This is a genomic window from Actinomycetota bacterium (assembly GCA_016700055.1).
Lineage (GTDB): Bacteria > Actinomycetota > Acidimicrobiia > Acidimicrobiales > Ilumatobacteraceae > Kalu-18.
Map to the genome: position 1 here is coordinate 635,146 of CP064997.1, position 20,779 is coordinate 655,924.

The 20,779-nt window shown below is 69.4% G+C and carries 22 protein-coding genes; 11 read left to right on the forward strand and 11 right to left on the reverse strand.

What is annotated here, in order from left to right; genetic code table 11:
• Positions 1-13: 13 nt before the first annotated feature.
• Positions 14-2,581 (reverse strand): cation-transporting P-type ATPase, encoded by a 2,568-nt coding sequence (locus IPM43_03105; GenBank protein ID QQS25383.1) that lies wholly within the window; start codon positions 2,579-2,581, stop codon positions 14-16.
• Between the two features lie 32 nt (positions 2,582-2,613).
• Positions 2,614-3,645 (reverse strand): beta-lactamase family protein, encoded by a 1,032-nt coding sequence (locus IPM43_03110; protein ID QQS25384.1) that lies wholly within the window; start codon positions 3,643-3,645, stop codon positions 2,614-2,616.
• Between the two features lie 116 nt (positions 3,646-3,761).
• On the opposite strand from IPM43_03110, the gene IPM43_03115 reads away from it, so the two are divergent.
• The 6 genes from IPM43_03115 to IPM43_03140 all read left to right on the forward strand — a co-directional run bounded on the left by IPM43_03115 (position 3,762) and on the right by IPM43_03140 (position 7,865).
• The gene (locus IPM43_03115; protein ID QQS25385.1) at positions 3,762-4,202 is read left to right on the forward strand and encodes a nitroreductase family deazaflavin-dependent oxidoreductase; all 441 of its coding nucleotides are present in this window, start codon (positions 3,762-3,764) and stop codon (positions 4,200-4,202) included.
• A 112-nt stretch (positions 4,203-4,314) separates the two neighbouring features.
• Positions 4,315-4,749, forward strand: a complete 435-nt coding sequence (locus tag IPM43_03120) for a nuclear transport factor 2 family protein (protein QQS25386.1) — start codon at positions 4,315-4,317, stop codon at positions 4,747-4,749.
• The gene (locus tag IPM43_03125) at positions 4,749-5,519 is read left to right on the forward strand and encodes an SDR family oxidoreductase (protein ID QQS25387.1); all 771 of its coding nucleotides are present in this window, start codon (positions 4,749-4,751) and stop codon (positions 5,517-5,519) included. The genes IPM43_03120 and IPM43_03125 overlap by 1 nt, the downstream gene beginning before the upstream one ends.
• Positions 5,516-6,115: a TetR family transcriptional regulator gene (locus IPM43_03130; protein ID QQS25388.1), complete on the forward strand. Its 600-nt coding sequence runs from the start codon at positions 5,516-5,518 to the stop codon at positions 6,113-6,115. Before IPM43_03125 ends, IPM43_03130 begins: the two co-directional genes overlap by 4 nt.
• 83 nt (positions 6,116-6,198) lie before the next feature.
• Complete coding sequence (locus tag IPM43_03135; GenBank protein QQS25389.1) at positions 6,199-7,266, forward strand: hypothetical protein; 1,068 nt, start codon at positions 6,199-6,201, stop codon at positions 7,264-7,266.
• Positions 7,263-7,865 carry a TetR/AcrR family transcriptional regulator gene (locus IPM43_03140; GenBank protein ID QQS25390.1) on the forward strand — a complete coding sequence of 201 codons (603 nt, stop codon included), beginning with the start codon at positions 7,263-7,265 and terminating at the stop codon, positions 7,863-7,865. Before IPM43_03135 ends, IPM43_03140 begins: the two co-directional genes overlap by 4 nt.
• Here IPM43_03140 and IPM43_03145 read toward each other — a convergent pair whose 3' ends face one another.
• Entirely contained in the window at positions 7,866-9,173 is a 1,308-nt protein-coding gene (locus IPM43_03145; GenBank protein ID QQS25391.1) for a DUF222 domain-containing protein, read from the reverse strand.
• 123 nt (positions 9,174-9,296) lie between these two features.
• Here IPM43_03145 and IPM43_03150 point away from each other — a divergent pair, with 123 nt between their 5' ends.
• A complete protein-coding gene (locus IPM43_03150) occupies positions 9,297-9,890 on the forward strand; it encodes a hypothetical protein (protein QQS25392.1) in 594 nt (197 codons plus the stop codon).
• 39 nt (positions 9,891-9,929) lie between these two features.
• Here the strand turns inward: IPM43_03150 and IPM43_03155 are convergent, their stop codons facing one another.
• Complete coding sequence (locus tag IPM43_03155; protein ID QQS25393.1) at positions 9,930-11,567, reverse strand: YfcC family protein; 1,638 nt, start codon at positions 11,565-11,567, stop codon at positions 9,930-9,932.
• 116 nt (positions 11,568-11,683) lie between these two features.
• Between IPM43_03155 and IPM43_03160 the strand changes: the two genes are divergently transcribed.
• Both IPM43_03160 and IPM43_03165 read left to right on the forward strand, forming a co-directional pair.
• Positions 11,684-12,022: a winged helix-turn-helix transcriptional regulator gene (locus IPM43_03160; protein QQS25394.1), complete on the forward strand. Its 339-nt coding sequence runs from the start codon at positions 11,684-11,686 to the stop codon at positions 12,020-12,022.
• Between the two features lie 50 nt (positions 12,023-12,072).
• A complete protein-coding gene (locus IPM43_03165; GenBank protein ID QQS25395.1) occupies positions 12,073-12,483 on the forward strand; it encodes an ACT domain-containing protein in 411 nt (136 codons plus the stop codon).
• A 32-nt stretch (positions 12,484-12,515) separates the two neighbouring features.
• Here the strand turns inward: IPM43_03165 and IPM43_03170 are convergent, their stop codons facing one another.
• From IPM43_03170 to IPM43_03190, 5 genes are all read right to left on the reverse strand, one after another.
• Entirely contained in the window at positions 12,516-12,956 is a 441-nt protein-coding gene (locus IPM43_03170) for an SRPBCC domain-containing protein (protein QQS25396.1), read from the reverse strand.
• 10 nt (positions 12,957-12,966) lie between these two features.
• Positions 12,967-14,208, reverse strand: coding sequence for a 2-oxo acid dehydrogenase subunit E2 (locus IPM43_03175; protein QQS25397.1), 1,242 nt, complete (start codon positions 14,206-14,208; stop codon positions 12,967-12,969).
• A complete protein-coding gene (locus tag IPM43_03180) occupies positions 14,205-15,218 on the reverse strand; it encodes an alpha-ketoacid dehydrogenase subunit beta (GenBank protein QQS25398.1) in 1,014 nt (337 codons plus the stop codon). The genes IPM43_03175 and IPM43_03180 overlap by 4 nt, the downstream gene beginning before the upstream one ends.
• Positions 15,215-16,468 (reverse strand): 3-methyl-2-oxobutanoate dehydrogenase (2-methylpropanoyl-transferring) subunit alpha, encoded by a 1,254-nt coding sequence (locus tag IPM43_03185; protein QQS25399.1) that lies wholly within the window; start codon positions 16,466-16,468, stop codon positions 15,215-15,217. Before IPM43_03185 ends, IPM43_03180 begins: the two co-directional genes overlap by 4 nt.
• 74 nt (positions 16,469-16,542) lie before the next feature.
• Entirely contained in the window at positions 16,543-17,028 is a 486-nt protein-coding gene (locus tag IPM43_03190) for a hypothetical protein (protein QQS25400.1), read from the reverse strand.
• 81 nt (positions 17,029-17,109) lie between these two features.
• On the opposite strand from IPM43_03190, the gene IPM43_03195 reads away from it, so the two are divergent.
• Positions 17,110-17,703 (forward strand): DUF2231 domain-containing protein, encoded by a 594-nt coding sequence (locus tag IPM43_03195; GenBank protein QQS25401.1) that lies wholly within the window; start codon positions 17,110-17,112, stop codon positions 17,701-17,703.
• Between the two features lie 63 nt (positions 17,704-17,766).
• Positions 17,767-19,194, forward strand: a complete 1,428-nt coding sequence (locus IPM43_03200) for an aldehyde dehydrogenase family protein (protein QQS25402.1) — start codon at positions 17,767-17,769, stop codon at positions 19,192-19,194.
• Here the strand turns inward: IPM43_03200 and IPM43_03205 are convergent.
• Complete coding sequence (locus IPM43_03205) at positions 19,175-20,245, reverse strand: LLM class flavin-dependent oxidoreductase (protein ID QQS25403.1); 1,071 nt, start codon at positions 20,243-20,245, stop codon at positions 19,175-19,177. The two genes, IPM43_03200 and IPM43_03205, sit on opposite strands and share 20 nt — an antisense overlap.
• On the reverse strand, positions 20,246-20,743 hold the full coding sequence (locus tag IPM43_03210; protein ID QQS25404.1) for an SRPBCC family protein: 498 nt from the start codon (positions 20,741-20,743) through the stop codon (positions 20,246-20,248).
• Positions 20,744-20,779: the final 36 nt, after the last annotated feature.

Below are 20,779 nucleotides of genomic sequence, written 5' to 3' on the forward strand. Positions count from 1 at the left end.
GGACGCGACGACCTCACCGCCGTCGCCGGTGCTTGTCGAGCGCGTCCACCGCCAGCACGGCTGGGATCGCCGCGGCGGCCACCGCCCACCCCACGAGTGACGGGTTGGCGTGCTCGAGCTCGGTGGCGATCGGGTCGATCAGCAGCACCGCGAGGGAAACGGCCACCCCCACCCCGACGGCCGGGATCAGCAGCCGGTTCGACGTCCACCCGAGCGCGCCCGGCCACCGGGTGGAGCTGCGGCAGGCGAACGCGTTGGCCGCCTGGCCGAACACGACGGCCATGAACGCCGCCCCTGACGCGGCAGCGGCGACGTCTCCTTCCGGGAACGGGTCTCCGGGACGCCACCCGGCCGCGACGAACGACAGGACGAACGCGGTCATCGACACCAGCGCTTCTGTCGGTCCGAGCCTGGCGAAGGCTCGCCGGGCGACGGTGCGGTTGAGCAGCCGTCCGGTGACCGGGGGGCGATCGAGCGTGTTCTGCGGCGGGGGCTCGGCGCCGAGCGCAACGGCGGAGAGGGTGTCGGTTCCGAGGTCGAGCGCAAGGATCTGCAGCACGCCGAGGGCCAGTGGGAAGCGCCCGCCGGACAACGCCCACACGACGAACGGCGTGAGCTCGGCGACGTTGTCGGTCAGGTGATAGGTCAAGAACCGGCGGATGTTGTGAAACGCCCCGCGACCCTGCTCGACACCGGCGACGATCGAGGCGAAGCGGTCGTCGAGCAACACGAGATCGGCAGCCTCTCGGGCGACGTCCGTGCCCGAGGCTCCCATGGCGATGCCGATGTCGGCCTCGTGCAGCGCGGGCCCGTCGTTGACACCGTCGCCGGTCATCGCCACGACGTGTCCACGGGCACGCAGGGCGCGAGCGATGCGCAGCTTGTCCTCGGGCGACACCCTGGCCACGACGACGCCGTCGCGGTCGAGGAGGGCGCCGAGCACCGCCTCGTCGGCCGGCAGATCGGCGCCGACGAAGACGCTGCCGGTCGGTTCGCGCAGCCCGACTTCTCGCGCGATCGCGGCCGCGGTCGCGGGGTGGTCGCCGGTGATCATCGCCACCTTGATGCCTGCCCGCCGGCACGCGGCGATCGACTTGCCGACGTCGGGGCGAGGCGGGTCCTCCATTGCCGACAGCCCGAAGAGCTGCAGGTTCCGTTCCGCTTCGTCGGCCGAGCGCGGGAGCGGGCCGGCGAGCTGTCGACCGGCCACCGCGAGCACGCGCAGCCCCCGGTCGGCGAGCTGCTCGAGCACGGACTCGGCGACGTCGCCGTTTTCGCAGCAGGGCAGCACGGCGTCGGGCGCGCCCTTCACGAGCAGCTCACCGTCGAACACCACCGACATGCGCCGGCGCCGCGGGTCGAACGGGAAGCGAGCCGCGGTGACAGCGGACGCCCGGTCGTGCTCGGTGTCGACGCCGAGGCGGCGGGCGAACACGTCGAGCGCGGCCTCCATCGGGTCGCCGTGGGCCGACCAGACGCCGTCCACCTCGTACGCGTAGCCCGCGGAGCAGCGCGCCGCCGCGCTGGCGAGGCGCTCGACGTCGGCACGAGCAGCGGGATCGGACACGTCAACCGGACTCCGCGGGTCGTAGCCCGGCTCGCTGGCGACAGCGGTACCGGCCGGCGTCCACGCATGGACGACGGTCATCTGGTTGCAGGTCAGCGTCCCGGTCTTGTCGGTGCAGATGAACGTGGTCGACCCGAGCGTCTGGACCGCGTCGAGGTGACGCACGAGCACCTGCCGCTTGGCCATCTGCTCGGCGCCCCAGGCGAGCGACAGCGTGACCGTCGGCAGCAATGCTTCGGGCACGAGGGCGACGGTGACCCCGATGGCGAACACGAACCCATCGGAGACCGGATTGCCGAGAAGCACGGCGAGGGTGAAGAACAGGCCGCCCACTCCGACGGCGATGACCGCCACCATCCGCACCACCCGGTCGAGCTCGAGGTTGAGCGGGCTCTTCCGGGAAGAGGCCATGGTGGTGAGGCGGGCGATGCCGGCGAGCCGCGTCGAAGCAGCTGTGCCCGTGACCACGGCGTCGCCTTCGCCCTCCACCACGAACGTGCCGGCGAACACCTTCTCGCCCGCCGCGACTGCGGTCGCCTCGCTCTCACCGGTCAGCAGCGAGGTGTCGACGAGCAGGCTGTGGCCGACACCCACCGTCGCGTCGGCGGGGATGCGGTCACCGGACTCGAACACCAGGAGATCGCCGACCACCACCTCGGCCGCCTCGACCCGCACGCGGCGGCCGTCACGACGCACCGTCACCTGCCGCGGCAGCAGCGCCTGCAGACGCTCCGCCGCCCGGTCGGCGCGGTTCTCCTGCACGAACGCGAAGACCGCGTTCAACAACACGACGAGGAAGATCGCCACGCCGAGCTGGGGCAGGCCGGCGGCGAAGGCCAGCACGCCGGCCACCCACAGCATGGCGGCGAAGAAGTGCACGAGTTGCCGGGCGAACCTGCCTGCGGCGGACGGACGCCGTGGGGCCGGAAGCTCGTTCGGCCCGTCCCGATCCAGCCGCGCCCGAGCCTCTGTCGAAGACAGTCCCGTTGCCCGGGCCTCGATCGCGTCAGCCATACGGGCCAATCATGGAGCCATCCGAGGCATCGTCAACTGTCGCGCAGACCGAGCGCAACCTCGAGCGGGATGCACATCGGCCAGGCGGCCTCTGACGTGTTCGAGATGACGGTCATCGTCAGCCCGCGCGCCGGATCGTGCGTCGAGCGGAACGAGGCGCCCGCGTCGTAGCCCTCGAGCTGCACCGCCGGGCCATTCGGAGCCAGCCAGAACCCGAGGCCGTAGCGCGCCGACCCCGTCGGATGGACGCTGCGGGGTTCGACCATGCGCTGCACCCACTCGAGCGGCACGATGCGGCCGGCGAAGAGCGAGACCCACAACCGGTGGACGTCCTCGGCGCTGCTGACGATGCCGCCGTCCCCGCTGCCGATGACCGGCAGGTGCAGCACGTTCGTGCGCAGCCCGTCCGAGTCGAGGTAGCCATGCGCGATGTCTCCGGTCGGCTCGTCGCTGCGCACGAAACCCGTGGCACCGAGACCGGCCGGGACGCACACCGACCGCGAGACGAGATCTTCGAAGCGGATACCGCTGACCCGCTCGGCGATCAGGGCGAGCAACACGAACCCGGAGTTGTTGTAGGCGAACCGCTCGCCGGGACGAAACACCTGGGTGTGTCCGGCGAGAACCCGTAGATAGGCCTCCGTGCCGTCGAGCTCGTGGACCGGCACCCCCATCACGTAGTCGGTGATAGCACCCCCGGCGGACTCGTTGAAGTAGTCGCCGATCCCCGAGCGGTGCGCGAGCAGATGCTCGACGGTCACCGAGTCGTCGACCAGCGGTAGGTCGGTGCCGAGCACCGAACGCGCCGTGGTGTCGAGCGACAACTCGCCGTCCACGACGAGGCGGACGACCGTGAGGGCGGTGAAGCCTTTGGTGCCACTGGCCAGGTTGAACCGTGTGGTCGGGGCAACCGGAACCGCGAGGCCTCGGTCGGCGAAACCGAACGCATGCACGATCGTGTCCGGGCCCACCCCGTCCACGCGGACCACCCCGGCAAACCCGGACTCACCGGCGACCTTCTCGATCATCGCGTCGAGGTCGTGCGCGTCGGCAGCTCGTTCCATCTCGCCATGCTCTCGCACTCGAAGCTCGGCGCTGGAGGGATTAGAACGGGGCGCTGCCATGCTGGTGCCGGCGCCGATGCGGCCCCGCCCGGCCCCACGCGCACCGAGGAGCTGCCATGCCCATCGCCCACACCGTCACGGACGGCCTCACCAAGTGCATGAACCTCGTCCACAAGGGCGTGCTGAAGCTCTCGGGTGGACGCTTCGGCTATCACCTGCTCGGCATGCAGGCCGTCGAGCTGCACACGACCGGGCGCCGCTCGGGCAAGCGGCGCACCGTGATGCTCACCTCCCCGATCTACGAAGAGCGCCGGGTCGTGCTGATCGCGTCGAAGGGCGGCGACGACCGCCACCCCGACTGGTACACCAACCTCGTGGCCGATCCGAACGTCGAGCTGACCACCGACGGCGTCACACGGCCGATGCGGGCCCGCACCGCAAGCGCAACCGAGAAGGCGGCGATGTGGCCCGCCATCGTCGCCGCCTACAAGGGTTACGGCTCCTACCAGAAGCGCACGGAGCGCGACATCCCCGTGGTCATCTGCGAGCCCCGCTGAGCCTCGGCCTCGTTCAGCTCCCGATTCGCCTCCTCCGCCCGAGGACTCCTCAGTAACGTGTTACTGTCCCCTCCGTCGACGATGTGACGTCGCCGATGCGAGAGGAGCGGCAATGGACCGGATGGCAGTACACGAGCTGATCGCTCGTTGGTGGTCGTGCTACGACGAGGGAGAGATGGACGTACTCGGTCAGCTGGCGGCCGACGACATCGGCGTCGAAAGCCGCACCGATACCGGCGACCATCCCTGGGAGCACTTCATCGCGATGACGTCGCGCGGTCGCACCGAGTTCCTTGCCCACCAGACCGAACACCGCCAGCAGAGCCCGTACCCGTTGCGGCACAACTGCACGAACGTGTTCGTCTCCGCCGACCGGGGCGAGGAAGTCGACGTCCATTCGTACCTGTTCGTGACCGACATCGTCGACGGCGTTCCGCACAACCTGTCCTCGGGCACAGCCGAGTTCACGATCCGCGAAACCCCCGACGGCCTACGCGTCAGCCGGATGAACGTCGTCCTCGACTACGCCGCGACGAAGGTGTGGTGATGTCCGCCGCGCTCTTCGACCTCACCGGCCGGGTCGCGCTCGTGACCGGCTCCACCAAGGGCATCGGCCGGGCGATGGCCGAGGGCTTCGCGCTCGCCGGAGCGCGCGTGGTGGTGAGCAGCCGTAAGCAGGACTTGTGCGACCAGGTGGCCACCGAGATCGCGGCCGAGACCGGCGCCGAGACGTTCGGCATCGCCTGCCACGTAGGCGACTGGGCGGCCATCCCCGCAGTGGTCGACCGGGTGGTCGCGCGTTTCGGGCGGATCGACGTGTTGGTGAACAACGCCGGCATCTCGCCCACCAGGTTGACCGTCTCCGACATGGAGCTCGACCTGTGGCGCAAGATCTTCGCCGTCAACCTCGAAGGCCCGCTGCGGATGGCACAGTGCATCGCGCCGATTATGCGCGACAACGGCGGCGGCAGCATCGTCAACATCGCGTCGATGGCCGCCTACTCGGGCGGGCCGGGCGTCTGCGCGTACGGCGCGTCGAAGGCCGCGCTCGTGAACCTCACGAAGAGCATGGCGCAGGAGTGGGCACCGTGGAAGGTGCGCGTCAACGTCCTCTCGCCCGGCCCCTTCTTGAGCGAGATGACCGAAGGTGCGGCGAAGCACGCGCCCGGCTTCATCGAGCTGATCGCGAACGGCACGCTGCAGAAGAGAGTCGCGGATCCCGCGGAGATCGTCGGGCCCGTGCTCTACCTGGCGAGCGATGCGTCTTCATACGTCACCGGCGACGACATCTCCGTCTCCGGTGGCATGCAGAAGTGAAGCCGGCCGCCGCCGCTGCGGCGAGTGCCGCGGGAGTGCCGCAGCGGGACGACCCTCGATACGAACGGCTGCTCCGCGCGACGGCCAAAGCGGCCGCGGGCGGCTACGAGGCCGTGTCGATGCGCGACATCGCGCGCGACACCCAGATGTCGTTGGCGTCGGTCTACCGGTTCTGCTCGTCGAAGGACCAGCTGATCGCCGAGGCTCATGCACGGGCGATGGCCGACATGCGCGCTCAGTTCGCGAAGAACCCTCCGCGCGGCGCCACCCCGCTCGCTCGCGTCACCGCGGTGCTCCGCCGAATCGCCGGCGCGCTCGAGGTGGACGAGGCGCGCACCCGGGCACTGATGCGTGCGATCTACTCGAGCGCCGCCGGTGTGTCGGAAGCCCGCGACGACGCCGCGCGCGCCTACGAGCAGATGATCGACGCCGCGATCGGCGACGACACGGTCGCCGATCGGCGAGTCGTCATCGCGACGATCGGCCATGTCATCGACAGCGCGATCGTCAACTGGCTGTCCGGGCGGTACACGGCGAGAGACGTGCGCCGCATCCTCGAACAGACGGCTCGCCTACTGCTCGGCCCACGGCCGTAGCGGGTCGACGACAAAACCGAACAACGTTATGATCTTCTGACCGACGTCGATCGCCGGCCACGCGGCAAGAGGGGAAACCGCCAATGACCACCACCGAGAGCACCGAAGCCACGAGCACCTACCACGAGCAGCTGGCGCGCATCCTCACACCGTGCGCGCCGCCGGTCGTCGTCGACGACGTGTACACCGACCAGCAGTTCGGCGCGATGTTCGACATCGTGAAGACGCGCGGGCCGTGGCCGACCATCGTGTCCCACCACTTTCAGTCGGCCGACGAGCTGATCGCGACGGTGACCGGCGTGGTGCCCGAGAACCACGGGCTCACGCTCGACGACCTCTCCGGCCCGCACTTTCGCGGGTTCTTCGCGAAGGACTCGGTGTGTCTGTACCCCGAGCTGCACGACACGTTCTACAACGCGAAGTTCCTCGACCTGGTGAAGGGCTACTGGGGGTGCGAGTACGCGAAGCCGACCCTGATGTTGTTCAACATCTGCGGTCCCCACGATGCCGGCCTGTCGCCGCACCTCGACGCGGTCACCTTCCGCGGCGTGCGCATCGAGAACACGCCGGTGTGGATGCAGAACGTGATGGCCAAGTCCGGGCTGTTCACCGACTACCTGGTGAAGATGGGCCAGGTCGTCACGTGGTGGTACCGAGGCGACGAAGGCACCTTCACCTATTGGCCCGACGGCCCGCTTCAGCCGCCGAAGAAGCTCGACCACCCGCTGTGGAACCGCGGCGTGGTGGTGCAGAACGAGATGATGTTCCACCGCGGCGACTCCGTCGGGCGGCCCGACGAACGCAACGTGCAGGGAGTCAAGTGCCGTTCGCTGTTCGAGTACGACCCCGCCGACGACGCCTGGGACGTGACCACCGACGGCGAGCGGGTGCACCGCTACCAGCCGCACCAGATCCGCTTCCTCGCCCACTGGAACGCCGAGCTCTATGCCGACCTCGACGAGCTACGCAAGGCGATGGACCACACCGACGACCTCACCCACCAGCGTGTCGTCGACGTCCTGCTCGCCGACCTCCGCTCGAAGGGCGTGAAGGTCAGCGAGCCGAGTGACCCACTCCACGACGTCGACTGGATCCAGGCGCTGATCCACACCTACACCATCGCGCCGACCACCGACTGGGTCGCGCCGTGACGACTCGCCGCCTGACGACGAAGGGCCAGGCCACCCGCGCAGGCATCATCGAGACCGCCACTGCGCTCTTCTCGTCCGACGGCTACGCGGCAGTCTCGATCCGGGAGATCGCCGAACGCAGCGGCGTCAGCAGCGGTGCGATCTACGCGACGTTCCGTGGCAAGGCCGACCTACTCGCCGAAGCGGTCAGCGTGAGCATCGCCAACGACCTAGAAGACATCGGGCCAGACGTCTTGGCACAGCCGTTCGCCCATGTCGTCGGCCAGCAGTACGCGCACCTCGACGACCCCGGGCGGCGCCGCCTACGCCTGCTGCTGCTACAGGCGGCGGCCGCCGCGCGTACAGACCCCGAGGTGCGCGAACGGCTCGGCGACATGCTGCGGGAGCGGATCGGAACCTGGACAGCGGCCCACGAGGCCTGGCAGCGCGACCAGCGCGTCGATCCTTCGCTCGACATGCGCGCCCTGGTGCTGCTGCTGGTCAGTGCCGACCTCGGCATGGCCGTGCTCGGTGAGCTGGGCGTGCGCACGCCGACCGGCGACCACTGTGCCGTCCTCGTCGAACACCTGCTCTCCTGCCTGTCGAGCATCGACTCCTGATCACCCCGCTGGCGGCTCACCGTCACCCTTGTCGTCGCTGTCGTCGTCGTCTTCTTCGTTGTCGTTGTTGGCTGCGTCTTCGGCGGCTTGTGCTTGTTGGTTGCGCCAGCGGATGAGGGCGCGGAGGCGGTCGAGGTCGTCGATCGTCCTGGGCTGCTGGGGTTGGACTTGGTGGTGGTCGCTGACGTCGGGGTGGCGGTTGTGGAAGCTGCACAGCAGCCGTCCGTTGAACTGGCTGGTCTGCCCGCCGTCGCGCCAGGGCGTGATGTGGTCGACGTCGCAACGCTCCACGGTCTCATAGCAGCCGGAGGAGTGTTGGCAGCGGCGGTCACGGACTTCGATCGCGCGGCGCAGGGCGCCGGTGAAGCGTCGTTTGTGGGTGACCCCGATGACGGTGGTCTTGTTGTCGAAGATCACCGATTCCACCAACGCGTCGTTGACCAGCCCGGCCGCTTGACCGGGGGTGATCACCGTGCCGTTGGACAACTCACACATGTGCCGCAACGTTTCGTCGCCGACGAGCACGGTGATCAGTGGTCGTTGGCGGCCGGTCTTGGACGCGGCTGATCGTTTGGCCATCTCCACCAACGCCGCCGCCCGCCGCTGGGTGGCGGTGCGCACCGTCAACGAAGCCTTGTCGGCGAGCAGTAGTTGGCGTTCCAAACGCTGTAGCTCGTTGGTGAACACCGCCCCCGATATCGCGTCGAGCTGCCCGTTGATCACCACCGTGCCATCCAACGTCGCGGACGCGTGCAACGCGTTGGCGCTCTCGTTGCGCTCGGCCTCGTCCTCCGCGGCGGCGGCGTCGGCGCGTTGGCGCCAGTAGCGGACGAGCCGTTCGGCATCCTGGAACGGCAACCGGGCGCATTGATCGACCAGCCATTCCTCGCTGTCGGCGAACGCGGCCTGGCAGGGTTCCTTGCGCGCCTTGGCGAACAGGTAGACGTGATCCAACGACAACCGACCGGCGGTGATCGCCGCTGCGGTCTTCGTCATCACGGCAAGGTCCCGCGCCCGGGCGAGCTCCACCCGCGCCGAGTGCGTAGAGGTGTTCGTCTCTCGCGCCAGGCGGTGGGCGGGGCTGCGCGACCCGTCTGCGGCCCACACCCCGCGTGTATCCCAGCGGCGGACTACCGCGGCGCGGGCGACCCCCAACCGGGCGGTGCAGCGCTGCACGGCGATCGTCAACGCGTGCAGCCTGTCGTCAGACAGCTCGACGAGATCGAGCCGAGAGAGGGCATCGACCCCGGCGTTCAAAGCCGCCAGCGCCTCGTCCTCGACCCCTACAACCCCGACTGAGGGTTCCATAGACCTAGTATACGAACATATGTTTGTATCGTCAACCCGGTAGCGCAAGATCCCTCCTCGTTTGGCGGTGTCGTCGCGTGGGCAACCCACCGCGAACCAACGACCGAAGAGGGAGCCAAGAAGATGAAGACCAGCCATCTCCACGAACTGCTCTACCAGGGGCTCGAGACCGAGAGTGGGGGCGTGAAGATCTACAAGACGGCGCTGAAGTGCGTCGTCAACGACGACCTGCGCAAGGAGTGGGAGGAGTACCTGGAGCAGACCACCAGGCACGAGAAGGTGATGAAGAAGGTGATCAAGGATCTCGGCCTCAACCCGAACACCGAGACGCCAGGTCGCCAGGTGGTGCGCCACATCGGCGAGTCACTGGTCGGGGCGATGGAGATGGCACTCGCGAGCGGCCCCAAGGAGGCCGCCGAACTCGTCGCCGGCGAGTGCGTCGTGCTCGCCGAGACCAAGGACCATCTCAACTGGGAGCTGATCGGGATGGCCGCCGAGAAGGCCGACAAGGAGACCGCGAAGGTTCTGGCCGACGCGTGCTCGGCGGTGGAAGACCAAGAGGACGAGCACCTCTACCACTCGACCGGCTGGACACGTGAGCTGTGGCTGCAGTCGCTCGGCATGAGGGCCGTCTTGCCCCCGCCCGAGGAGCGTAAGCACGTGACCACAGCCATCGGCGCGGCACGCGCGAAGAACGCACGCAGCGAGATGAGGTAGCGATCGCCCCAGCCGGCCTGCGGGCCGGCTGGGCGCGAATCACGACGCTACGGCGCCGAGCACGAGCACCCCGAGAACGATCGCGGTGAGGATCCCGACCAGCGGCAACAGGAACTTGAAGTACTTGTCGAACCCGACGCGAGCCAAGCCGAGACCGGCGATGAGCAGCGCGTTGGTGGGGATCACCAACAGCAGCAGTCCGCCCATCGCGTTGTAGGTGGTGACGATCAGCGAGCGTTCGACACCCGCGAAGTCGCCGAGCGGGGCCAGGATCGGCATCACCAGCGCCATGCCCGCCGAACCCGACCCGACGAGGAAGCCGAGCGGTAGCGAGATCAACGAGAGCAGCAGGATGAAGACGACGTTCGAACGGCCGTCGACGATCCCCTCCATCGAGTTGAGCACTGTGTCGATCGTCTTCGTGTTGGTGAGGATCACCGAGACGCCGCGAGCGACGGCGACGAGGATCGCCGGGCCGGTGAAGTCGATGACTCCCTGCAGGAAGGCCTTGGAAGTGCCCGCCTCACCGAGCCGAGCGACCAGGCCGATGACGATCGCCATCACGACGAACATCGCCGTCAGCTCGGGTAGCCACCAGCCGAGCTCCCAGGAGAAGGCTTGGGTGATCGTCTCGTGCGTGAGCGGGTCGACGATGGTGTTGTTCAGGATCGAGCCCCAAGGGATGATCGAGAAGACGAGCAGCAAGAAGGTGAAGGCGACGATGCCGATCACCGCCTTGTCGGTTACCGACAACGGAGCCAGGTCGTTGCGCTCAGCCTGCTTGACGAGCTCGGCGTCCTCGGGGTCGTGGGGCACGATCGACAACTCCGGGTTCGCCTTGACGCGATTGGCGTAGCGGACCGTGTACGCGATGGTGGCGCCGAGGGTGAGCACGAACAGCAGCAGGCGAAGCACGATGCCGTCGCCGATCTCGACCCCGGCTGCGTCGGAGCCCACTCCGATCCGGAACGGGTTGACGGTGGACCCGATCGAACCGACGAACGGTGCGATCGTGACGACCGAAACGGTGACTATTCGGTCGTAGCCGAGAGACAGCATCAACGGGATGATCAGGGCGTAGAAGCCGAGCGTCTCGTCGCTCCACGACATGACCGACCCGAGGATGCCGAACAGCACGCTGAGCGTGACGATCAGCACGGTGCCCCTGGTCTTGTACTTGTGCGCGAGATGGGCGATCCCGAGGTCGAGTGCGCCGGTCTTGAAGACCACCGTCATGAACCCGCCGATGGCGAGGATGAACAAGAACACCTGCGCCGAGCCGAACAGAGCGCCGCGGTTGAACGGCCCGACCTGGCCTGTGTCGAGGTCTTGGATGCCGTAGAGGCCGTTGATCGGCGCGTACACGAGGTCTTGCACGCTCTCGCCGAAGTCGAGGGGCGAGTCGATCTCCTGGTACGAACCGGGGATCGGCCTTCCACCGTCGTCGATCTGATACTGGCCCGAGGGAATGGCGAGCGCCAGCAGCCAGACGCCGACGGTGACAGCGACGAGGATCGTCAGCGGCGACGGGAAGCCCCGCTTGCGCTTCCCCGCGGCGGCATCGCCGGCGTCCTCCGCCGGCGGGATCGGGTCGGCGACCTGCTCGGCGACGGTCATGTCTTCCCTCGGCGGCGCCGGGTCTCCGGCACGCTCCACCGCGGACGCATCCTCGGTCATCACCCCTCCAGCTGGTCGGCTTCGATGGCGAATGTAACCCGGCCCCCTACCGGCCATGCGGATGTGCTGCGCGCGGACAGCTGCATTCTTCGACGATCCTCTATACAGTTTCGGCAATGGCTGCTCGCCGCTCCCTCGAGGTCGACCCCGTCGCCTGCTGCACTCCCGTGCGCAGAGACGCGCTCGACGAGAGCGAGGCGACGGTCCTCGCCATGTCGTTCGCCGCGCTGGCCGACCCCGTCCGGCTCCGGCTGCTGTCGTTCGTCACCTCCGCCGAGGGCGAGATCTGCGCATGCGACCTTGTCGAGCCCTCGGGTCGGTCCCAGCCCACGGTGAGCCATCACATGAAGATCCTCGTCGACGCAGGCCTCGTGACGCGGGAGAAGCGCGGGCTGTGGGTGTGGTACCGAGCCGTGCCGGGTCGCCTCGACGCCCTCCGCGCCGTCCTCGCCTGAGCCCGGCCGGCGGGACCGGCACGGGGCCTCGCCGGGACATGGTCAAATGGGTGGATCCGAGGGCGGCGAACTGGGGGTGGCGAATGCCGATGGACCTGGTCATCGAGGTGGAGAATGAGCCCGGCGCGCTGGCGAAGGTGGCGGCCGCGTGCAGTGACGCGGGGGTGAACCTGGCTGCGGCCACCTGCATCGGCGCCGGCGATCGCGCCGAGGTGCACATCCTCGTGCCCCATGCCGAGGCCGCCCGTCACGCGCTCGCCATCTCCAACCAGGCGGTGACCCGCCAGCGCGAGGTGGTGGTGGTCGAGGTGGTCGACCGCCCCGGTGTGCTGGCCGACCTGACCCGCCAGATCGCCGAGGCCGGCGTCGACCTCGACCTCGTCTACGTCGCCACGAAGAACCGCGTCGTCTTCGGCTCTCCCGACCTCGCCGGGCTGAAGGCCGTCCTCACCGACACCTGAGCCGCCGACCGGGCGTCAGCCGAGACGCGGCCTCAAACGAGGGCGCGGTCCGCGAACTGCGCCGCCCCGGTGTCGAGCACCCAATCGTGACCGCGCCGCACGAGGGGAGTCGCCAGCCTGGCGACCACCGAGAACGCGCGGCTCGTCGCCGACATCGCCGAGCGCAGCCGCAGCTCGGTGCCGTCTCCGAGTGGTGACAGATCGAGCCTCGCCGGACCCGCGATGTCGCCCTCCACGGTGGCGGAGACCTCACGGTGCAGCACCAGCTCTTCGATGCGGATCGTGAACCGCAGCACGTACGGCAGCGGAGGCCTCACCACACAGCGCCACGTGTCGCCCTCGACCAGCCCCGCGGCATCGAGCTCGCGCAGCCACGGCCACCAGTCGCGAAAGCTCGACGTTGCCGACAACCCCTCCCACACCGCCTGCGGTGGCGCGGCGAAGCGGTAGCGGCGATCGGAGGTGACCTCCACGGCGACGGCCTCACCCGGGCGCGTCGAGGAAGAGGAGCGCCGGCATCTCGAGCCCCGCCTTCAGCCGCTGGACGAAGGTGGCCGCGTCCCAGCCGTCGACGATGCGGTGGTCGAAGCTCGACGACAGGTTGAACAGCGAGCGGGGCACGAACGCGCCGCCCTGCCACACGGGGCGGATCTGCAGCTTGTTGACCCCGATGATCGCGACCTCGGGCTGGTTGACGAGGGGCGTCGTCACCAACCCGCCGAGCGCCCCGAGCGAGGTGATGGTGATCGTCGAGCCACCGAGCTCCTCGCGCGTGGCGGTACCGGCACGTGCCGCTACGGCGAGGCGCTCGATCTCTGCCCCGATCTGCCATACGTCGAGCGTCTCGGCATGGCGCACGACGGGGACGACGAGCCCGTCTGGCGTCTGCGTCGCGATCCCGACGTGCACCGCGTCGAAGACCGAGAGCGTTCCGTTCGCGGCGTCGTACCGGGCGTTCAGGCGGGGCTGCTCGCGGCAGGCGACGACGATCGCGCGCACGACGAACGGCAGCATCGTCACGCGCCGCTGCGGCTGACGGCGGTTGAGCTCGGCGCGCAGCGCCTCGAGCTCGGTCGCGTCGACCTCTTCGACGTAGGTGATGTGCGGAATCTCCGACCATGCCTGCGTCAACCGCTCGGCGATCCGCCGGCGCAGGCCGCGCACGGGCTCGGTCCGCTCCGTGTCGGCGCCGACCACGCGCGGCGCACGGCCGACCGCAAGGTGGCGGTCGAGATCGGCGTGGACCACGCGGCCGCCGGGCCCTGTGCCCTGCACCTCGGCCAGGTCGATCTGCAGCTCCCGCGCGCGGTGGCGCACTGCCGGAGACGCCGTCGCGCGCGGTGACGCCGCGGCCGGCGACGGCTCGGCAACCGGTGCCGGCTCGGCAACCGGTGCCGGAGCGGTGTCCGCCGGCTGCTCGGTGTCGGCCGGCGGCTGCTCGGCAACTGCGGGCTGCTCGGTGGATTCGCCGGCCGGGGCCGAGCCGGCCAGTTCGATCCCGACGAAGTCGGCGCCGACGGCGAGCCGGTCGCCGGGCTCACCGTGGAGGGTGACGACGGTGCCCTCGACGGGCGAGGAGATCTCGACCGTCGCTTTGTCGGTGAGCACCTCCGCGAGAGTCGACGCAGTGGTGACGTGATCGCCGACGCTCACGTGCCACTCGACGAGCTCGGCCTCCGCGACACCCTCGCCGACGTCGGGCAGGCGCACCGCGTAGACCGTCATTGCGCGAGCACCTCGCGCATCGCGCGGCCGACGCGGTCGGGCCCGGGGAAGTACGACCACTCGTGAGCGTGCGGGTACGGGGTGTCCCACCCGCACACCCGCAGGATCGGTGCCTCGAGGTGGTGGAACGCCCGTTCCTGCACGGTCGCGCTCAGCTCGGCCCCGAACCCCGACGTCAAGGTGGCCTCGTGCACGATTACGCAACGGCCCGTCTTCTCGACCGACTCGACGATCGTGTCGACGTCGAGGGGCAGCAGCGTGCGCAGGTCGATCACCTCGGCGTCGACGCCGTTCTCCTCGGCCGCCGCCTCCGCGACGTGCACCAGGGTGCCGTACGTCAGCACCGTCACTGCGGAGCCCGGTCGGTGCACCCTCGCCGAACCGAGCGGGATCGTGTAGTGACCGTCGGGCACCTCGCTCAGGGGATGCTTGGACCAGGGCACGATGGGGCGGTCGTGATGACCGTCGAAGGGGCCGTTGTAGACCCTCTTCGGCTCGAGGAAGATCACCGGGTCGTCGTCCTCGATCGCCGCGAGCAGCAGGCCCTTCGCGTCGTACGGATTGGAGACGACGACGGTCTTCAGCCCGGCGACGTGGGTGAACAGCGCCTCCGGGCTCTGCGAGTGGGTCTGGCCGCCGTAGATGCCGCCGCCGGTCGGCATGCGGATCGTCAGCGGGGCAGTGAAGTCGCCTGCCGAGCGGTGGCGCAGGCGAGCGGCCTCGGACACGATCTGGTCATAAGCCGGGTACACGTAGTCGGCGAACTGCACCTCGACGCATGGGCGCAGCCCGTACGCAGCCATGCCAACCGCGACGCCGACGATGCCGCCCTCGCTGATCGGGGTGTCGAAGCAGCGATGAGTGCCGAAGCGCTCCTGCAGCCCCTGCGTGCAGCGGAACACCCCGCCGAAGTACCCGACGTCCTCGCCGAAGGCGATCACCCGCTCGTCACGCTCCATCGCCACCGCGTGTGCGTCGCGGATGGCCTCGATCATCGTCATCACCGTCATGCCAGACCAGCCTGCTCACGTTGCTCCCGCAGATGGCGGGGCAAGGTGGCGTAGACGTCGTCGAACATCGTGGACGGGTGGGTGAGGTGCCCGGTCTTGGCCGACCCGTACGAGTCCGCCTCTTCGAATGCCGCCGACACCGTCGCGTCGACCTCCTCGCTCAAGCGCGCGTGGCGCTCTTCGTCCCAGACGCCGGCGACGACCAGGTGGTGCTTCAGGCGCTCGATCGGGTCGCCGAGGGGGAAGTGGCTGGCCGCGTCTTCCGCCCGGTAGGCGGTCGGATCGTCGGAGGTGGAGTGGGCTCCGGCCCGGTACGTGATCCACTCGACGAGCGTGGGCCCGTGGTTGCCGCGGGCCCGCTCGGCAGCCCACTGCGACACCGCGTGCACAGCCAGGTAGTCGTTGCCGTCGGCGCGCACCGAAGGGATGCCGTAGCCGAGGCCGCGGCTGGCAAACGTCGGCGATTCGCCGCGGGCGAAGTCTTCCGGAGTCGAGATCGCCCACTGGTTGTTGACGATGTTCAGGATCACCGGTGCTTGATAGGTGGAAGCGAAGACGAGCGCGGAGTGGAAGTCCGGCTCGGCGGTGGCACCGTCGCCGATCCACGCGGCGGCGATCGCGTCGTCACCGGCCAGAGCCGACGCCATCGCCCAACCCACCGCCTGGACGTACTGCGTGGCCAGGTTCCCGGAGATGGAGAAGAAGCCGTAGTCCTTGGACGAATAGAGCACGGGGAGCTGGCGCCCCTTCAACGGGTCGTGCTCGTTCGAGAGCACCTGGTGCATCATGTCGACGAGCGGGTAACCGCCGGCGATCAGCAGGCCCTGCTGGCGGTACGTGGGGAAGGCCATGTCTTTCGGACTCAGCGCCCGCCGCTGCGCGCACGCGATGGCCTCCTCGCCGAGGCACTGCATGTAGAACGAGATCTTGCCCTGGCGGTGAGCCCGCAGCATCCGGCTGTCGAAGCTGCGCACGAGCATCATGTCGCGCAGGCCGACGACGAGGTCGTCGGCGGAGAGCGTGCCCGCCCACGGCCCGAGTGCCCTGCCGTCGGCGGCCAGCACGCGGATCATCTGCTCGGGCATCGACGCCATCGCGGCGAAGCTCTCGTCGACCGCCGGCCGGCGGGCCTCCCCCGCCCGGCTCATATGCAGATCCGCGGAGGTCAACGGCTTGCCACGGCGAATGGCCGGCTCGGGGATGCGCAAGCTGAGCCGCGCCCTCGAATCGGGCCCCTCGACGTCGGTCATGACCGAGGACTGTGCCGACCCCGGACCCCGATGTCAACGGCCGCCCGCGGACGCGGTTCCCCCGAACCGCTCGGTCAGCGCCGCTTGGCGTGCTTTTCGACGAAGCGCAGGATCGCGATGTGCTTGTCGGTGTCGATGCGCATCGTGTCGACGAGCAGCGCCCAAAGAGTCGTGTCCGCGGCTTGGTCGAGCTCCTTGCGCAGCCGCTTCAGCTCGACCTTGTCCAGCCTCTCGTTCTCGAGCAGGTCACGGGACAGCGCGCGCACCTTCTCGGTGTCGACGGAGTGCAGGTCGAGGCGGGGCACCTCCGGTTCCTCCCCCGTCATCTCGACCTCGGACTTCAGCGAGCGCGCGAGGTTCGCCATGATCGCGTGGTGTCGGCGTTCGTCCTGGGCGAGCAGGTCGACGACGTACGCGAGGGCCTTCGAGCCCGTGGCCGAGGCAGCAGCCCGGTACTGCTCGAGGATCTCCGATTCCCGGCGGACGTGCTCTGTGAGGTGGATGTAGAGGTCGTGCTCCCAAGAGCTGGCCCCGAGCGGCGGCGACAGATCGGCATCCATGGGCCCCGATCCTGCCACGGAGCAGGCAGACCAGGCGCCGCCGAGGTGTGCGCTTCCACGGCGGTGGGTAGTGCTTCGACCATGACCACGCCGACCTCCGTATGGGCCGCATTCGACGATCCGGCCCCGGCGCTCCCCGACGACGAGGGTGCCGCCGCCACAGCCCGCCGCATCGAGCAAGCGAGCCGCCTGGACGCGGTGGCGGACGCCGTTCAGCCACTGACCAGGCGCCTGGCGAGCGGGCCCACCGGCAGGCTGCTGCGCGGCGAGTGGCTCGGTCACGCCGTTCACCCCATGCTCACCGACCTGCCGATCGGGTTCTGGACCTCGTCGTTCGTGCTCGACCTGGTCGGTGGTCATTCGAGCCGCAAGGCGTCGACACGCCTGCTCGGCCTGGGGCTGGCCAGCGCGATCCCGGCGGCGGCATCCGGCGCCGCCGAGTGGAGCGACGTCCGCGACGACCGCCCCCGCCGTGTTGGCATCGCCCACGCCGGGGCCAACACCGCGGCCCTCGCGCTGTACTTCTGCTCCTGGCGCGCCCGGCACAAGGGCCACCATGCACGGGGAGTGCTGCTCGGCTTCGGCGGCGCCGCGGCCGCGTCGGTCGCCGGCTACCTCGGCGGCCATCTGTCGTTCGTGCACGGCATCGGCCAGGGAGATCGCCGTCCTCGATGACAGCGGCCGGGGTCGGAGTGCTTCGGTGAAAGCGACGGCGGGGGCAGTCGGTACGATCGAGCGATGACCGCATTCGAGAAGCTGTACATCAACGGTACCTGGGTGGCTCCTGGCTCTACGGAGACGATCGACGTCGTCGACTCGGTCACCGAAGAGGTGATGGCCAGCGTGCCCTCCGCCACCGCCGCCGACGTCGACGCCGCGGTCGCCGCCGCGAAGGCCGCGTTCGAGGCGTGGGCCACCACCCCGGCCGAGGAGCGGGCCAAGTACATGACCCGCATCGGTGAAGCCCTGGGTGCCCGCATGGACGAGATCGCGACGGCGATCACGAAGGAGACGGGCATGGCGAAATGGCTTTCGCAGCTCGTCCAGGTCGGACTGCCGATCAACAGCTTCAACCAGGCCGCCGCGCTCGCCGATTCGTATCCGTTCGAGCAGACCGAGGGCAACTCGCTGATCGTGCGCGAGCCGGTGGGCGTCGTCGGCTGCATCACGCCGTGGAACTACCCGCTGCACCAGATCGCGGCGAAGGTCGCCTTCGCCATGGCCGCCGGGTGCACGGTGGTGCTGAAGCCGAGCGAGGTCGCGCCCGTCGACGCGTTCATCCTGGCCGAGGTGATCCACGAGGTCGGGCTGCCGGCCGGCGTGTTCAACCTCGTCTCCGGCACCGGCCCGGTGGTGGGCGAGGCGATCGCCTCTCACCCCGACGTCGACATGGTCTCGTTCACCGGCTCCACCCGGGCCGGGCGGCGCGTCGCCCAGTTGGGCGCCGAGACGGTCAAGAAGATCGCCCTGGAGCTCGGCGGCAAGTCGGCCAACGTGCTGCTCGACGACCTCGACCAGGAGGGCTTCGCGAAGGCGGTGGCCGACGGTGTGGGCAAGGCCTTCCTCAACTCTGGCCAGACGTGCTCTGCGCTCACCCGCATGTTGGTGCCGCGCGAGCGCCTGGCCGAGGCCGCGCAGATCGCTGCCGCGACCGCCGAGGCGGTCGTCGTCGGTGACCCGTTCGCCGACGGCGTGCATCTCGGCCCGCTCGCGTCCGCCGCGCAGCGCGACCGCGTGCAGGGGTACATCCAGAAGGGCATCGACGAAGGTGCCGAGCTCGTCGCCGGCGGCCTCGGCTCACCGGAAGGGCTGGGCAAGGGCTTCTACGTCCGCCCGACGGTGTTCGCGAACGTGCGTCCGGACTCGACCATCGCCCAGGAGGAGATCTTCGGGCCGGTGCTGTCGATCATCGGCTACGACGACGTCGACGACGCCGTCGAGATCGCGAACGGGGTCGTCTACGGGCTTGCCGGCGGTGTGTGGTCTGCCGACGCCGACCGGGCACGCGCGGTGGCCCGCCGGCTGCGCACCGGCCAGGTAGAGGTGAACGGCGGGGCGTTCAACCCCAACGCGCCGTTCGGCGGCTACAAGCAGTCCGGCATCGGGCGCGAGTACGGCAAGTACGGGCTGGAAGAGTTCCTGGAGATCAAGAGCATCCAGCAGTAGTCGCCCCGCCCACCGGGCGCTCGGCGTTGACGGTTGCGACCAGCTCGAGCAGGCGCGCGAGCTGATCGATCCGTTCGGTGTTGCCGTTTCCCGCGAGCCCGACGCGCAACGTATCGATGCCCGCGTCGCGGTACAGGCGGAGGCGCTGCGCGATGCCTGCGTCGTCGCCGATCAGATTGGTGCCGAGCCCGATCTCGATCGGGACGCGGTCCTGCGCGGCCTGCCGATCGCCGGCGAGCCACAGCCGCTGCACCTCGGCGACGTCGTCGCCGAACCCCTGGCGCGCGAAGGCGTCGTTGTAGAAGTTCGTCTTCGCCGAACCCATCGCGCCGAAGGTGAACGCGTAGCCGGCGGCATGGCGGCGGCCGGCGGCCTCGACGTCGTCGGTGAACTCCAGCCCAACGGCCACGGTGAGCTCGACATCGGCGAGCGAGCGGCCCACGCTCGCGGCGCCTGCGCGGATCGGCGCGAGGAACACCTCGGCCGTCTCCGGCAGGAAGGAGTTGCCGATCCATCCGTCGGCGATCTCACCGGTGAGGCGCAGGTTGGCCGGGCCGAGCGACGCGACGAAGACAGGGACGTGCATCGGCGGGGCGAGCACGCGCAGGCTGCGGCCCTCGCCATCGGGCAGCGGCAGGGTGTACGTGGAACCGGCATAGGCCAGCTTCTCGCCGGCACTGATCAGCCGCAGGATCTCGATCGTCTCGCGGGTGCGGGTGACGGGCCGATCGAAGCGCACCCCGTGCCAGCCCTCCATCACCTGCGGACCGCTGGTGCCGATCCCGAGCACGAATCGCCCTCCGGAGAGCGTCTGCAGCGACAGCGCGGACATGGCGAGCATCGCCGGTGTGCGCGCGCCGAGTTGCACGATTCCGGTAGCCAGCCTGATGCGGGTGGTCGACGCGGCCAGGTAGCCGAGCGGGGTGAGGGCGTCGTAGCCCCAGAACTCGGGCACCCAGACCGAGTCGGCGCCGATGGCTTCGGCCTGGCGCACGAAGTCGACCGTCGTCTGGTCGACCGATCCGACACTCACCCCGACCGAGAGCGCCATTCACCCCTCCTCGGCGAGCTGCTTGATCCCCTCGACCGTGCGTTGCATGTTGGCCCGGTGTTCGCCGAGACGCCGAGCGACGATCTGCTCCTCCTTGTCGGGCATGGCTTCGATCGCCGGCGTCAAGCCCGACGGGGCAGGACCGAGCTGCGCCCACTGGCGCAGGACGACGTCGTCGCCGACACGATCGAGCGAGAACCGCCACCGCGCGGACGGGAAGTCGGCGTCACCGACCGCCCACTCGAACGCAGCTTCCACGTCCCAGCGCGTCACGACCGAGATCGTCTCCCACTCCCCCGCGTAACGATGGGCGTTGCGGCCCGTGAACCTCGACCCCACGCCCGGCGCCCTGTGCGGGTGGTCGAGCCACTCCACTCCCTGCAGCTCCTCGGAGAACCGCGCCGGCAGGTCGATGTCGGTGACGAGCGCCCACACCCGCCCGATCGGCGCGTGCACGAGGGTCTCGACCGCTACCGAAGGGCCGTCTGCGTAAAGCATCGGCCGAGCGTAACCGGGCCGGCACCGGTGCCCTTC